Source organism: Pseudomonas sp. FP215, from assembly GCF_030687795.1.
Taxonomy (GTDB): Bacteria; Pseudomonadota; Gammaproteobacteria; order Pseudomonadales; family Pseudomonadaceae; genus Aquipseudomonas; species Aquipseudomonas salmasensis.
Genome location: NZ_CP117447.1, coordinates 5,335,095 through 5,349,684, shown reverse-complemented (window position 1 = coordinate 5,349,684; position 14,590 = coordinate 5,335,095). Strand labels below are relative to the sequence as shown.

At 59.2% G+C, this 14,590-nt stretch carries 11 protein-coding genes and 1 pseudogene; 5 read left to right on the top strand and 7 right to left on the bottom strand.

Translation table 11 applies throughout. The features are described from left to right. Positions 1-125 precede the first annotated feature (125 nt). The 4 genes from PSH76_RS24230 to PSH76_RS24215 form a co-directional block, all read right to left on the bottom strand. Complete coding sequence (locus PSH76_RS24230; RefSeq protein WP_138762255.1) at positions 126-1,079, bottom strand: hypothetical protein; 954 nt, start codon at positions 1,077-1,079, stop codon at positions 126-128. A gap of 20 nt (positions 1,080-1,099) precedes the next feature. Continuing rightward, entirely contained in the window at positions 1,100-2,815 is a 1,716-nt protein-coding gene (locus PSH76_RS24225; RefSeq protein WP_032895438.1) for a proline--tRNA ligase, read from the bottom strand. Between the two features lie 214 nt (positions 2,816-3,029). Continuing rightward, positions 3,030-4,571 carry an AmpG family muropeptide MFS transporter gene (locus tag PSH76_RS24220; RefSeq protein WP_278918430.1) on the bottom strand — a complete coding sequence of 514 codons (1,542 nt, stop codon included), beginning with the start codon at positions 4,569-4,571 and terminating at the stop codon, positions 3,030-3,032. 43 nt (positions 4,572-4,614) lie between these two features. After that, on the bottom strand, positions 4,615-4,977 hold the full coding sequence (locus PSH76_RS24215) for an MGMT family protein (RefSeq protein ID WP_032895440.1): 363 nt from the start codon (positions 4,975-4,977) through the stop codon (positions 4,615-4,617). 144 nt (positions 4,978-5,121) lie between these two features. Between PSH76_RS24215 and PSH76_RS24210 the strand changes: the two genes are divergently transcribed. The 5 genes from PSH76_RS24210 to groL all read left to right on the top strand — a co-directional run bounded on the left by PSH76_RS24210 (position 5,122) and on the right by groL (position 9,741). Beyond that, positions 5,122-6,129, top strand: coding sequence for a DUF481 domain-containing protein (locus PSH76_RS24210; RefSeq protein WP_032895441.1), 1,008 nt, complete (start codon positions 5,122-5,124; stop codon positions 6,127-6,129). A gap of 102 nt (positions 6,130-6,231) precedes the next feature. Next, positions 6,232-6,963 (top strand): HugZ family protein, encoded by a 732-nt coding sequence (locus PSH76_RS24205; RefSeq protein WP_305493030.1) that lies wholly within the window; start codon positions 6,232-6,234, stop codon positions 6,961-6,963. 66 nt (positions 6,964-7,029) lie between these two features. Continuing rightward, positions 7,030-7,506: an FxsA family protein gene (locus PSH76_RS24200; protein WP_305493029.1), complete on the top strand. Its 477-nt coding sequence runs from the start codon at positions 7,030-7,032 to the stop codon at positions 7,504-7,506. A 247-nt stretch (positions 7,507-7,753) separates the two neighbouring features. Continuing rightward, a complete protein-coding gene (locus PSH76_RS24195; protein ID WP_003193940.1) occupies positions 7,754-8,047 on the top strand; it encodes a co-chaperone GroES in 294 nt (97 codons plus the stop codon). 50 nt (positions 8,048-8,097) lie between these two features. Further along, positions 8,098-9,741, top strand: a complete 1,644-nt coding sequence (gene groL, locus PSH76_RS24190) for a chaperonin GroEL (protein ID WP_032895444.1) — start codon at positions 8,098-8,100, stop codon at positions 9,739-9,741. A 268-nt stretch (positions 9,742-10,009) separates the two neighbouring features. Here the strand turns inward: groL and PSH76_RS24185 are convergent. The 3 genes and pseudogenes from PSH76_RS24185 to PSH76_RS24175 form a co-directional block, all read right to left on the bottom strand. Beyond that, positions 10,010-11,309, bottom strand: a pseudogene (locus PSH76_RS24185) (IS4 family transposase). A 539-nt stretch (positions 11,310-11,848) separates the two neighbouring features. After that, on the bottom strand, positions 11,849-12,562 hold the full coding sequence (locus PSH76_RS24180; protein ID WP_034134540.1) for a phosphatase PAP2 family protein: 714 nt from the start codon (positions 12,560-12,562) through the stop codon (positions 11,849-11,851). 49 nt (positions 12,563-12,611) lie between these two features. Next, positions 12,612-14,561 carry an LTA synthase family protein gene (locus PSH76_RS24175; protein WP_305493028.1) on the bottom strand — a complete coding sequence of 650 codons (1,950 nt, stop codon included), beginning with the start codon at positions 14,559-14,561 and terminating at the stop codon, positions 12,612-12,614. Positions 14,562-14,590: the final 29 nt, after the last annotated feature.

Here is a 14,590-nt window from a genome sequence, read left to right as displayed (position 1 = left end):
AAGCAGATCAAGAGCGGCTCGCTTCGCATCGTGGTTACCGTTGAGCGCTACAGATTTGTGTAGATACCTATGGCTATCGCAGGCAAGCCAGCTCCCACAGTTTGATCTTCACAAGCATTGAGCGATCAGCGTGCGCCAGGGTCTGCCACCAACCGCCCCGCATCCTTGGTCAGCGCCTGCACAAACTCCTGCTGCAACTCCGGGTCATTGCGCGTCAGTTCGATCAGGCTTTGTTCCAGCTCGCTGGCTTCTTCTTCCAGCCCCAGCTCCGACAGGCGTTTGACTCGGTGCACCCACTGGTTCACTTCGTCATCTTCCAGATCGTCGTAGATCAGGGCGTGGGCTTCGAGCAGCTTGCTGCGCAGCGTGTTGCTGACCGCCAGGGTCGAGTCGGTATGCACGTCGTCCTGGCCATCCTCCACACTGATCTTCAAAGTGGTGACGCGGTTCAGGTCTTGCTCGGCAAAGGGGCTGTCCAACAGGTTCAGGCGCAGGATGCCGTTGCGGTCGGTGGTCAGTTCGTGGGTCTGCTTGCCGGCGGTGACTTGTACCGGGCGCTCGCTCCAGGGCAGGCTCGAATACTCCAGGCGTTTGTCACGCTGGACTTCATCGATAGCCGCCAGGTTCTGTTGCGCACGGCCGTGGGATTGCACGTTCATGAACGGGTTGATGCCGTCCACGCCGTAGCTCAACCAGTCATGGGTCACACTCGTGGGCAGGTTGCCGAGGGCGAAGATATTCACCACGTTGGCACCCACGCCCGCCACCAGCGCCGCGGCACCCAGCGGTATCTCATAGAGTTTGCGCCAGGGTTGGTAGGGCGTGTAGCGGTCATAACGACGGGTGACTTCGAATTCGGTGACCTCGAAGGTCTTCTGCTCATGAATGCGAACCCGGCGTTGCGGCAGCTCCAGCACTTTAGGCTCGCCTACATCGATCTGCAGGCTGTGGTCGAGCAACTTACGCTCGACCCGCTCCTCGTGTTCGCTGCGTTGCGACATCTGATTGGCGCAGCCGCTGACCAGCAGGGCGCCGCACAAGGCGGCGCCCCCCAGGGCTCTGGTGTTTCGCTTGAACATGACTTCTCTTGATCTGGTTTTCAGCGACGAATACGCGCCTGGAGGAAAGACAGCACGTCAGCCACCGGCAACGGTTGGGCTTCGGCTTCGGTCCGGCTCTTGTATTCCAGATTGCCATCAGCCAGGCCGCGGTCACTGACCACGATCCGGTGCGGGATGCCAATCAGTTCCATGTCGGCGAACTTGATGCCCGGGCTGGTTTTCTTGTCCCGGTCATCGAGCAGCACTTCAAAACCGGCAGCGGTGAGTTCCGCGTACAGTTTGTCGGTGGCTTCGCGTACTTGCTCGGTTTCATAGCGCAACGGCACCAGGGCCACCTGGAACGGCGCCAGGGTGTCACTCCAGATGATGCCTTTCTCGTCGTTGTTCTGCTCGATGGCAGCGGCAACCACGCGGGATACGCCGATGCCGTAGCAGCCCATGTCCAGGGTGATCGGCTTGCCGTTCTCACCCAGCACTTCGCACTTCATCGCCTTGCTGTACTTGTTGCCCAGCTGGAAGATGTGCCCGACTTCGATGCCGCGCTTGATCTCCAGGGTGCCCTTGCCATCCGGGCTCGGGTCGCCGGCCACGACGTTGCGCAGGTCGGCCACGGTCGGAACCGGCAGGTCGCGCTCCCAGTTCACGCCGAAGTAGTGCTTGTCGTCGATGTTGGCGCCGATACCGAAGTCGCTCATCAGCTCCACCGAGCGGTCGATGATGATCGGCAGCGGCAGGTTCAGCGGGCCCAGGGAGCCGGCACCGGCGCCAATGGCGTCGCGCAGTTCGGCATCGGTGGCCATGACCAGCGGGCTGGCGACGCCAGGCTGGTTGGCGGCCTTGATTTCGTTGAGCTCGTGGTCGCCACGGATCACCAGGGCGATCAGCTTGCCTTCTTCTTCGGCGCGCACGATCAGGGTCTTGATGGTCTTTTCAATCGGCAGATTGAATTTCTCCACCAGGGCCGCGATGGTCTTGGTGTCTGGCGTGTCGACCAGGCGCAGCTCCTCGGTGGGAGCAGGGCGCGAGGTTTCACGTGGTATGGCTTCGGCCTTCTCGATGTTCGCCGCGTAGTCGGAACCGTTGCTGAACACGATATCGTCTTCGCCGGACTCGGCCAGCACGTGGAATTCGTGGGAGCCGGCACCGCCGATGGAGCCGTTGTCCGCTTCAACCGGGCGGAACTTCAGGCCCAGGCGCGTGAACACGTTGCAGTAGGCCTGGTGCATGCGGTCGTAGGTCGCTTGCAGGGAAGCCTGGTCGGCGTGGAACGAATACGCGTCCTTCATGATGAATTCGCGGCCACGCATCAAGCCGAAGCGTGGGCGGATTTCATCACGGAACTTGGTCTGGATCTGATACAGGTTCAGCGGCAACTGTTTATAGCTGCTCAACTCGTTGCGCATCAGGTCGGTGATGACTTCTTCGTGGGTCGGGCCGGCGCAGAAATCGCGGCCATGACGGTCTTTAAAGCGCAGCAACTCAGGGCCGTACTCTTCCCAGCGCCCGGATTCCTGCCACAACTCAGCCGGTTGGGTGCTCGGCATCAACACTTCCAGAGAGCCGGCAGCGTTCATTTCTTCACGAACGATGGCTTCGACCTTGCGCATCACCTTCAAGCCCATGGGCAACCAGGTGTACAGGCCCGAGGCCAGTTTGCGGATCATGCCGGCGCGCAGCATCAGCTGATGGCTGATCACAACCGCGTCGGAAGGCGTTTCTTTCTGTGTGGCGAGCAAATATTGACTGGTACGCATGGTAGGCCGTTGTCGGTTGCTTGGACTTGAAATGACTTGGGATTGTACGGGCGCTTGTCGCCGGAGTACAGGCGTGACGTTGCGGGGGATCTGACTGTAGCGTGACTGGCCCTGATGCCTGTAGGAGCGAGCTTGCTCGCGAAAAACTCACAGGCTCCGCGTTCATTCAGGAAGCCCGCTTTATCGTTGACGTTTTTCGCGAGCAAGCTCGCTCCTACAAGGGGTCCGTTTCTTCAGGGGGATTCAGCCGGGCGCGCCGGTTCTCCTGGAACCAATGCAGCGCAATCAGGAACAGCGTCGGCACACCCATCAGGCAAGTGATCATAAAGAAGTTGTGATACCCGAACTTCTCCACCATCACCCCTGAATAGCCGCCGATCAAGCGTGGCAGCAACAGCATGATCGAGCTGAGCAACGCATATTGGGTGGCGGAGAACTTGAGGTTGGTGAGGCTCGACAGGTAAGCCACGAACGCTGAAGTGGCCATGCCCGAACTGAAGTTGTCCAGGGAGATGGTGACAATCAGCATCTGCAGGTCGGGGCCCATGTCGGCGAGCATCACGAACAGCAGGTTGGTGCCGGCCGAGGCTATGCCGCCGATGAGCAGGATCGGCAATATCCCGAACCGCACAATCAACAGCCCGCCCATGCCGGCACCGAGCAGGGTCATGATCAGGCCGAAGATCTTGCTCACCCCGGCGATCTGGTCCTTGGTGAAACCCTGGTCGATATAAAACACGTTGGCCATGACGCCCATCACTGTGTCGGACATGCGATAGGTGGCAATCAGCCCGAGCAGCAGCAGCGCCTGCCAGCGGTAGCGCAGGATAAAGTCGTTGACTGGCGTCAGCACCGGCGCCAGGCCCCGGCGGCCCATGGCCGAAAGGCACAGGGCAGTGAGCGTTATATAGAGGATGGCACGCAGGAAGGCGCGGTCTTCCATCAGCAGTTCCCACAGGCTCACGCCCTGGAACAGCACGCTGGCAAAGTCGGTGTTATACAGCTGGGTAAACATCGCCGGCACCGAGACCAACAGCACGATCAGGACAAACACCGACACCAACTGGTGCGCGAAGCTGTAGCGCCCGGCCTGCAGTTGGGTGCGCAGTGGCACATCGGGTTCACGCATAAACAAAGTGGTGAGCAGCGCCGGCACCATCAACACGCCGAACAGCACATAGGTGCCGGTCCAGGCCGAGTGTTTATAGTTGAAACCGGTGGAGCCGAAGCCTTCGGCAAAGAACAGCGCACCGGCTGTGGCCAGCAGGGCGGCGATGCGATAGCCAGACATGTAGCTTGCCGCCAGGGCGGCCTGACGGCTGTCGTCGGCGATTTCCAGGCGGTAGGCATCCACGGCGATGTCTTGGGTGGCCGACGCGAAGGCGACTATCACCGCAATGGCGATCAACCAGGACAGGTGTTTTTGCGGGTCACAAAAACCCATGCCGATCAATCCGAGGATCACCAGCGATTGGGCCAGCACCAGCCAGGAGCGACGACGCCCCAGTTTACCCAGCAACGGCAGGCGCCATTGGTCGAGCAGCGGCGACCAGACCCATTTGAAGGCGTAGGCCAGGCCGATCAGGCTCGCATAGCCAATGGTCTCGCGGGCCACACCGGCTTCACGCAGCCACACTGAAAGCGTCGAAAACACCAACATGTAAGGCATGCCGGCGGCGAAACCGAGCAACAACAGCACTAACGTCGAAGGGCTGGCATAGGCGGCGAGCGCGGCGCGCCAGGTTTTACGGGGCATGGGCTGGAGTCTGCCTCAGATTTGCGGAAACAAAGCGCGCACTCTAACCGCTGTGCTCTACCGGGCGCCAGCCATGACGCTGAATATCAACACGATTGTTCAGGATAGTGACGCCTTCGCTACGTAAACGCGCACGTTGTTCGTCACCCGAGGCACTACCCACCGGCAGACTTATCCGACCACCGGCACCCAGCACACGATGCCAGGGCAATCGCGTGTCCTGCGGCAGCTGGCTCAGGGTGCGCCCGACCCAGCGGGCAGCACGCCCCAAACCCGCCAGGTGTGCCAGCTCGCCGTAACTGACCACGCAGCCTTCGGGCACCTGCGACAGCGTCAGGTACAGGGCAGTGCGGCGCATCTCGGCGGGGCTTTGTGGCGTATCGGCGGGTGAGATCACTGTGGGCATATCCGTTGAGATCGTCGTTGTTTTGTCAGAAACGTCTGTAAACATGGCGATGAGTATTGAACTCAATATAAATCCTTGAGTCAGTTCTAGCCATGTAACACTATAACGCCCCTTTTTTGCCTACCCTGAGCCCCGTACTTGCTTATGTTGTCCAGAACCCTGTTGTGCCTTGCTGTTTTCAGTGCTTCCACGCCCTTGCTCGCCGATACCGTCTGGTTGAAAAACGGTGACCGGCTCACCGGCAAGATCAAAGTCTTCGACGGTGGCAAGTTGCTGATCCAAACCACCTACGCAGGCTCCATCCCGGTGGACTGGAAGCAGGTCAAGACCCTGGAAAGTGACCAGGAACTGCTGGTCAAGCAGGACGCCTACACCGGTGAAAAGGCCAAGTCCTTGCAGGCAGCCGATGACGGCAAGGTGGTGCTGGCCAATGGCGAGGCGCCCAAGACGGTGGAACTGGCAAGTATCCAACAGATCATGAAGCCCAAGCCGGTGATCGAAGACTTGGTGTGGAAGGGCAACGTCGACCTGGCGCTGGACTACAAGCGCGCCGACAAAGACACCAACGACTACGACATCGACTTCAAGACCTCGGCCCGTCACGGCCAGTGGCGTCATACGGGCAAGGGCGAATACAACCGCGAGTTCCAGGACGACGTCACCACCACCGACAACTGGGCCCTGGAATACGACCTGGACCGCTTCATTACAGAACACTGGTTCTGGCAGGGTCGCCTGACCTACAAGCGCGACAAGGTCGAAGACCTGGCGCGCCAGCGCACCGTGGGTACCGGCCCGGGCTACCAGTTCTGGGACGATGAGTTGGGCGCGTTCTCCCTTGGTTCGCTGGTCAACCGCACCGATTACGAATATGCCGACGGCGGCAAGGACAACTTCTATTCCCTGGCCATGAAGTGGAACTACAACCGCTACCTGGTGGGCAAGACCGTGGAGTTCTTCACCAACGGCGAATTGGGCAAGCCTCTGGACGGCCCGGCCGATTACTCCCTGGATGCCGAGATGGGCCTGCGCTACAAAGTCACCGAATGGGCATCGCTCAACCTAAAGGCCGAGCGTGACATCATCAGCGGCGACTCCGACAGCAGCTTGAGCAAGACCCGCTACACCGCAGGCTTTGGCGTGGCCTGGTAAACCGGCGTCGGCCCCTCTGGCAACCTGCGCGGATATTGATTACCTTGTGTTGAGATCCATTCCCATATGCCATGGGCGGCGGAACATCCGAGGAATCCTATATTGAGCACGCAGGTTGCCAAGAACGCCCGAGAGCTGTTGCTCAAGGAATACCGTGGGGCGCTCGCCACACAGTCCAAAGCCATGCCCGGCTTTCCCTTCGGCTCGGTGGTGCCCTACTGCCTGGACGAGCAGGGCCGCCCGCTGATCCTGATCAGCCGCATTGCCCAGCACACCCATAACCTGCAAAAAGACCCCAAGTGTTCGCTGCTGGTGGGGGAGCGTGAGGCCGATGATGTGCAAGCCGTCGGGCGCCTGACCTACCTGGCCGAAGCCGAGAAGCTGGAAGATGTCACCGCCATCGAAGCCGCTGCCGAGCGCTACTACCGCTACTTCCCTGATTCGGCCAACTACCACAAGGCCCATGATTTCGATTTCTGGGTACTCAAGCCGGTGCGCCACCGTTATATCGGTGGGTTCGGCGCGATCCATTGGGTCGACCAGTTGACCTTGGCCAATCCCTTTGCGGGCAAGGCCGAGCGCAGCATGATCGAGCACATGAACAGCGATCACACCAAGGCCATCGCCCATTACGTCGAGCTGGGCGGCTTGCCCACCACCGAGCCTGCGCAACTGGCCGGTATCGACAGCGAAGGCATGCATCTGCGCATTGGTCAGTCGTTACATTGGCTAGGGTTTGCCGAGCCCTGCAATACGCCGACACAAGTACGCGAAGCCCTGGTTTCATTGGCGCATGCCGAGGTCTGGCCGAAAAAAACCGCGGTTACTGCTTGAATTCACGCAATGGCGACGTCATCTAAGGTGAACTGGCAAGGCATTCTTGCGTTGAGGAACCATTTGATGCGCCCTTTTTTATTGCTCTTTCTGCTGTTTCCGGTGTTGGAGCTGTTCGTATTCGTTAAAGTCAGCGGTGCGATCGGTTTCTTCCCGGCGCTGCTGCTGATCATCGTAGGCTCCATGCTTGGCGTGCTGGTGCTGCGTGTCGCCGGCCTGGCGACCGCGTTGCGTGCCCGTGAAAGCCTGAACCGCGGCGAACTGCCAGCCCAGACCATGCTTGAGGGCCTGATGATGGCCCTGGCCGGTGGCCTGCTGATCCTGCCGGGCTTTATCAGCGATGTGCTCGGCCTGGTGTTGTTGCTGCCGTTCACCCGCAAGCTGCTGGCCGGCAAGATGCGCCAGCGTGCCGAAGAGGCCGCGATGCGCCAACGTGCGTTCGCCGACGACCTGCAACCCCGTGGCGGCCCGTCTCCGCGCCAACCCCTGGAGCGTGAAGGTGATGTGATCGAAGGCGAATTCGAACACCGCGACAGCAAATAACCGCTTCACCGGCACGGCACCTTCGGGTGCCGTGTTGCATTTGCCCTTGAACCGACACAAAAAATTTCATCCCCGGCCCCTTGTAATAAGCCTGGGCGCCCTTATGTAACGGTCACCGCAAGGTTTCTGGTGGTGACATCAGACAGACTTCCGCGTCTCGCCCAGCGAGCCGCGACCGGCACCGCCGGAATTTAACCCGCCGGAATTGATACCGGCCGATGAAAAACACAATTAGGAGAGATCGACAATGAAGCTTCGTCCTCTGCACGACCGCGTCGTAATCCGTCGCAGCGAAGAAGAAAAGAAAACCGCTGGCGGGATCGTTCTGCCAGGTTCGGCTGCTGAAAAAGCCAACCACGGTGTGATCGTCGCTGCTGGCCCAGGCAAAACCCTGGAGAACGGTGATGTACGCGCACTGGCCGTGAAAGTGGGTGACAAGGTTGTTTTCGGCCCTTACTCCGGCAGCAACACTGTGAAAGTAGACGGCGAAGACCTGCTGGTAATGGCTGAGAACGAAATTCTCGCCGTTCTGGAAGACTGATTTCCTCGCTCATTTTCCCGTTACTACAAAGTATTTAAGGAATATCGATCATGGCTGCTAAAGAAGTTAAATTCGGCGACTCCGCCCGCAAGAAAATGCTCACTGGCGTCAACGTACTGGCTGACGCAGTAAAAGCGACCTTGGGCCCGAAAGGCCGTAACGTGATCATCGAGAAGAGCTTCGGCGCTCCGACCATCACCAAGGACGGCGTTTCCGTAGCCAAAGAAATCGAACTGGAAGACCGTTTCGAAAACATGGGCGCGCAGCTGGTCAAAGACGTTGCCTCCCGTGCCAACGATGACGCAGGTGACGGTACTACCACCGCGACCGTACTGGCTCAGTCGATCGTCAATGAAGGCCTGAAGTCCGTTGCTGCCGGCATGAACCCGATGGACCTCAAGCGCGGCATCGACAAGGCGACCATCGCCATCGTCAAAGAGCTGAAGAACCTGTCCAAGCCATGCGCCGACACCAAGGCCATCGCTCAGGTAGGTACCATCTCTGCCAACTCCGACAGCTCCATCGGCGACATCATTGCCGAAGCCATGGAAAAAGTCGGTAAAGAAGGCGTGATCACCGTTGAAGAAGGCTCGGGCCTGGAAAACGAACTGTCGGTTGTAGAAGGCATGCAGTTCGACCGTGGCTACCTGTCCCCGTACTTCGTCAACAAGCCGGACACCATGGTTGCCGAGCTGGACAGCCCGCTGATCCTGCTGGTCGACAAAAAGATCTCCAACATCCGCGAAATGCTGCCAGTACTGGAAGCCGTTGCCAAAGCCGGCCGCCCACTGCTGATCGTGGCTGAAGACGTTGAAGGCGAAGCCCTGGCGACTCTGGTTGTGAACAACATGCGTGGCATCGTCAAGGTTGCAGCCGTCAAGGCTCCAGGCTTCGGCGACCGTCGCAAGGCCATGCTGCAGGACATCGCCGTTCTGACCGGCGGTACCGTTATCTCCGAAGAGATCGGCCTGAGCCTGGAAAGCGCCACCCTGGAAAACCTGGGTAGCGCCAAGCGCGTGACCCTGTCCAAGGAAGCCACCATCATCGTTGACGGTGCTGGCGTTGAAGGCGACATCGAGTCCCGTATCGCTCAGATCCGTGCCCAGGTTGCCGAGACTTCCTCGGACTACGACCGTGAAAAACTGCAAGAGCGTCTGGCCAAGCTGTCTGGCGGCGTTGCAGTGATCAAGGTTGGCGCTGGCTCCGAAGTTGAAATGAAAGAGAAGAAGGCCCGCGTTGAAGACGCCCTGCACGCAACCCGTGCAGCCGTTGAAGAAGGCGTGGTACCTGGCGGTGGCGTTGCGCTGATCCGTGCTCTGGAAGCCCTGACTGGCCTGACCGGCGACAACGCTGATCAGAACGTCGGTATCGCTGTACTGCGTCGTGCCGTTGAAGCACCGCTGCGCCAGATCGCTTCCAACAGCGGCGACGAGCCAAGTGTTGTGGTCAACGAAGTGAAGAACGGCAAAGGTAACTACGGTTACAACGCTGCTACCAGCGAATACGGCGACATGGTCGAAATGGGCATCCTGGATCCAACCAAGGTGACTCGTTCGGCTCTGCAGGCAGCCGCTTCGATCGCTGGTCTGTTGCTGACCACCGAAGTTGCGATTGCCGACAAGCCTAAGGCTGAAGGCGCTGGCGGCGGTATGCCAGACATGGGCGGCATGGGTGGCATGGGCGGCATGATGTAAGCCAGCCTTACCCGGCGCTATAAAAAGCCCCGCCTGCAGTGATGCAGGCGGGGCTTTTTTATGCACGGCTGTGTGCTGGACCTGTGGCGAGGGAGCTTGCTCCCGTGATGGCCTGACAGTCGACGCTGATCTAGCTGATGCACCGCGATCCAAATGTGGGAGCTGGCTTGCCTGCGATGGCGGCCTGACAGTCAACACAGTTGGATTGTGTACATATCCATTTCTGCGGTAACGGCCACTTAGGGTTCCGCTCTGACAGCCAGCCCTTTCAAGGTCTTTTCGTTTTGGCAGCCTTGATTACCCTGTCCGTTGAAACATGCGCATTCACCGCCTTGCCTTGCACCCATGTCTTGGGTTTAGGCACCTTGGGGCCGCGGGGACTTTTCGCAACTTGTTTGGGGTGGATGTTTCTGGCCAGCTCCAACAAACGCTGGGCCAACTTTTCCACAGGGATGGCGGGAAGATATTCCGAGGGCAGTGCAATCTGCATTCCCTCATAACCACTCCTGACCTGGACCGCCAAGTGATAGATCGAGGCTTCCCAGCCATCAGGCTGGGTCTCCCGATGGGCTTGCTCCACGCTTCGCTTGAGTACGGCCAGGACGTTGTAGGCCAACACTGCCGTAGTGAACCCGAGCAAGGCGGCCTTTGGGCTGCCGAGAGTTTCGATTTCACTTTCCAGGATCGCTTCCAGTCGCTGGAACATACCTTCAATGCTCCAGCGGCGGCGATAGAGTTGCGCGATCTGCTCAGCGCTGACGCTTTCAGGCAGGTTGCTCCAGAACATCAAGCTGCTGTCACCCGAGTCTGTTGGCGAATGAAGCGTCAGTTCGACGCGCCGACATTGGTAACCGCCTCTGACCTGGATGATGCTCACGCACAGAGCCTGTTTCCACAGGCACGGATTCTTGCCACTCACCCTCTTGAATCAGGCGTGGATGTTTGGCTTGCTGGCGAATGACAAAGGACGTCTGGACCTGCTCACAAGCTTCCATTACCGGAAGCGTGCAGTAGAGTCGGTCAGCCAGCCACACCTGGCCCGGTTCAGCATTAGCCAACAGAGGCAACACGCAAACGCGCTCGCTGGCGTAGGCATCCTCACATGCCTGAAGGTCGATGACCTGATCGAGATCAGGATCGTAGACCACTACCGAAAAACCGGGACGAGCCGCACCTCGCTCCTGGCGTAAAGCCCCCAGACGCTTCTCAGTGGATGCCAGGTGATTGCCATCTACCACGCGAACCTGCCAGTCCGGCAGCATCGTCGTGCAACCCAGTTCTTTGATGGTTGGAGTCAGTCGTTGCGCACAACCGGTGACCAGAGCACGCAATAGCGCGGGTTCGGTACGACTGATCTTGTCGTAAAGCGCCGCCAAGCTGACAGGGAGATCTTCCAGTTGCCGCGCAGCGGCGTGCAGGGATGGCTTCAAGCCCAATGAAACAAGGGACATCAGCTTGATTATGGTCGAGAACAGTAGTTCACGAGAATACTGCCGTTGCCGATGTTCTTCGAAGACCTGATCGACCCACTCAGGGGCAATAGCTTGTTCCAGCGCCAATTTGGCCATGACGCTGGCAGGTGCTTTTTTCTCGAAACGCGCTAGAACATCGGCCCACATCGTTTGGGATCCCTGAATGAAATTTCAGGGGATTTTACCGAAGACCTTGAAAGGGATGGCTCTGACAGCGGGTCACTTTTGGAAAAGAGCCCCAAAAGTAACCAAAAGGGCTCTTGCCCCACCACTCGGCACCTCGCCTAGGCTCGATGTGCCCGTAATCCGCCAGTGATTTGGGGGGCCGCCGCCACGCGCCATCCATGGCGCGGGGCGGCTAAACCGGCATCCCTGCCGGTTTACCCCCCAAATCCCTGTCGAATTCCGGCCAGCGTGGTTTGACGGGGCGCTTAAGATCAAAATCAAAAGCAGATCAAGAGCAGATCAAGAGCGACTCGCTTCGCATCGTGGTTACCGTTGGCTTTCGCAGGCAGCCCTAATGGCTTTTTTGTAGGAGCGAGCTTGCTCGCGAAAAACTCAAAGGCGCCGCGTTCATTCAGCAAGCACGCGTTATCGTTGAAGTTTTTCGCGAGCAAGCTCGCTCTTACAGAAAGCTATGACCGTTGCCGTGCAGGCCGGTACAGCAACAAGCAGTACAGCCCCAGGCAGATCAGCCAGCAAAAAATCGCTGTCCAAACATTGTGGGAAAAAAAGTGCGCCCCTTGCAGCATGCGGCTGACTGAAAACACGCTGCCCAGGCTGACAGCAAAGATGAACGCGTAGCGCGCCAGTCGTGGCCGTCGATCCCGCAGGGCGAAGAACCAGGCGAACAAGGCAAACCCGGTGGCGGCATGCCCGCCGGGCCAGCAGCGGCCGGGTTTATCGGTAGGCGGGCGCGGGCTGAGCAGTTCGCTGTAGGTTTCCTGGCCGCCAAATTCCTTGAGGCTCCAGGGGCATTGCACGGCGGTGATGGTTTTCAGTGGCGACACGAACGCCGTCGCCATGCCCAGCGATAGCACCAGGCACACCAGTTCACGGCGGTACGGTTTGAGCCGCTGCAGGATGAAGCTGCCGACCAGCCCCAGAATCGCCAGTACCGAAAACAGGATCACCAGTTGCTTGGCACGGTCATGCAGGATGTCTTCAAGAAAGAAGCTATAGCGGCCAATGAAGCCGCCAGCCTCTGCGCTGTAGAAATGCCTGGCCAGGTCCATGTCCAGTGACGTCAGTTCCAGCAACAGCAAGGCCACTGCAGCGCTGGCAGGCAGGCCCAGGCACAGCCAAAAATTAAGCGGTTTGGAAACCGGTAAAGAGGAGGGGGATTTCATCTCGAACCTTGGTGAAAAAGCCCCGTGCTACCTGCACGGGGCTTTTTGATTAGCGTTTGCTTAAGACAGGAGTCTCTTCCTTGGGCGCTTTCCAGCTCAGCAGTTGCTGTTTGTAGCCATAACTGGCGGCCTGGTAGTAGGTGATCGCCCGTTGGATCAAGGGGTCATCGCTACCGACGCGCAGCTCCTGGCTCTCGCCCAGGGCCTGGTCGTGGCGACGCAAACCTTGTCGCGGGCTGAGGATCGCCAGGTCCTTGCCATCAAACAAACCCAGGTGCTGGTAATTGCCCACCACCACCCGTGGAGGCAATGGGTTGTCTTGCAGCAGGTTGCGGCCAAAGAATGTCGATTCGTAGCTCAGGTTGAGCAGGCCCAGCAAGGTCGGCGCCAGGTCGATTTGGCTGGACAGTTGGGCGGATTCCCGTGCGTCGATCAGCTTGGGCGCGTAGATAAACAGCGGAATCTGGTAGTTGGTGATCGGCAGGTCTTCCTTGCCGGCGCTGCCAGCCGTGTGGTCGGCGACGAACACGAAGATCGTGTTATCGAACCACGGCTTCTGGCGCGCCGCCTCAAGGAACTGGCCGATGGCGTAGTCGGTGTATTTCACCGCGCCGTCGCGGCCCTTGCCGGACTTGATGTCGATACGCCCGTCCGGGTAGGTGTAGGGGCGATGGTTGGAGGTGGTCATCAGTTGCAGCAAGAACGGCTGTTGCTTGGCGTAATCAGCGTCGGCCAGTTTCAAGGTCTGTTTGAACAGGTCTTCGTCGGCCATGCCCCAGGCGTTTTTGAATGAGATTTCTGCTTCGGGCACGCTGCTCTGGTCCACCACCCGATAACCGTTGCCGCTGAAGAACGCGTTCATATTGTCGAAGTAACCGCGCCCGCCGTAGACAAACACGCTGTCATAACCGATGGCCGAGAGTTGTTGACCCAGGCTGGCGAACCCGCTTTCGCGGCCGATGCGCTTGACGATCGAACGCCCAGGCGTCGGTGGAATTGCCAGGGTAATGGCTTCCAGGCCGCGGTCGGTGCGCGTACCGGTGGCATAGAAGTTATTGAAGTACAGGCTCTGTTGGCGCAATACATCCAGGTTGGGCGTGAGGTTGCGCGCATCGCCATTGCTGCCCATGTATTTGGCGCTGAAGCTCTCGATGGTCACCAGCACGATGTTGGGCTTGCGCAGTGTGCCGGGGTTGGTGATGGCACGGCGAATATCCAGCGGGTCCGGGTCGATAAAGCGGGCGTTGGGCTCACTGAGTTCGGCGCGCAACTGCTTGGCGACGACATCGGTCGGCAGGCTTTTGTAGAACTGGGTGTAGTCCAATTCGTTGTTACGGAACGCGGCAAAGAACTGATAGGGGCCGTTGCTGGCCAATTCGTTGTTGTACGCGTTGCCGCCTTGGGTGCGCGGGCTGTCCTGGCTGACCAGTTGCAGGCTGAGGCCGGCGAGCACCAGCAGGCCCAGGGCGTTGACCAAACGGCTACGCAGTGCAGGCAACGGCGCTGCCATCGCGGCATTGAAGGGCTTGCGCAGAGCCACGCTCAGAATCAGTGCAAGCATCGCCAGCAGGCTCAGCAGCTTGCCGATCGGGTAAGACTCCAGCAGGTTGTTCAGTACCTCATCGGAGTACACCAGGTAATCGACGGCGATAAAGTTGAAGCGCACGCCAAACTCATCCCAGAACAACCATTCGGCCACCGAGGTGAACAGCATGGCGAACAGGCTGATGGTCAGCACCGCTTGCAGGAACCAGCGATGGCCACGGCGGCGCCACAAGGCAGGCGGGCAGAGCAGCAGATACAGGCCAAGCGGCAAGGCTGCATAGGCCAGGAAACCCAAGTCGTAGAGCAAACCCACGCCAAACACCGGCAACAGGTTGCCGCTGACTTCATCCAGGTGGGTAATGAGCAGCACGCTGCGGGTGAGCAGGAAAACCACTAACCAGGCACCGGTGATCAACAGCAAATAGCGCATTGGCGCTGTTTTGAAAAAACCCATGTCTAAGTTCCTTATATCAATGGGGGGCG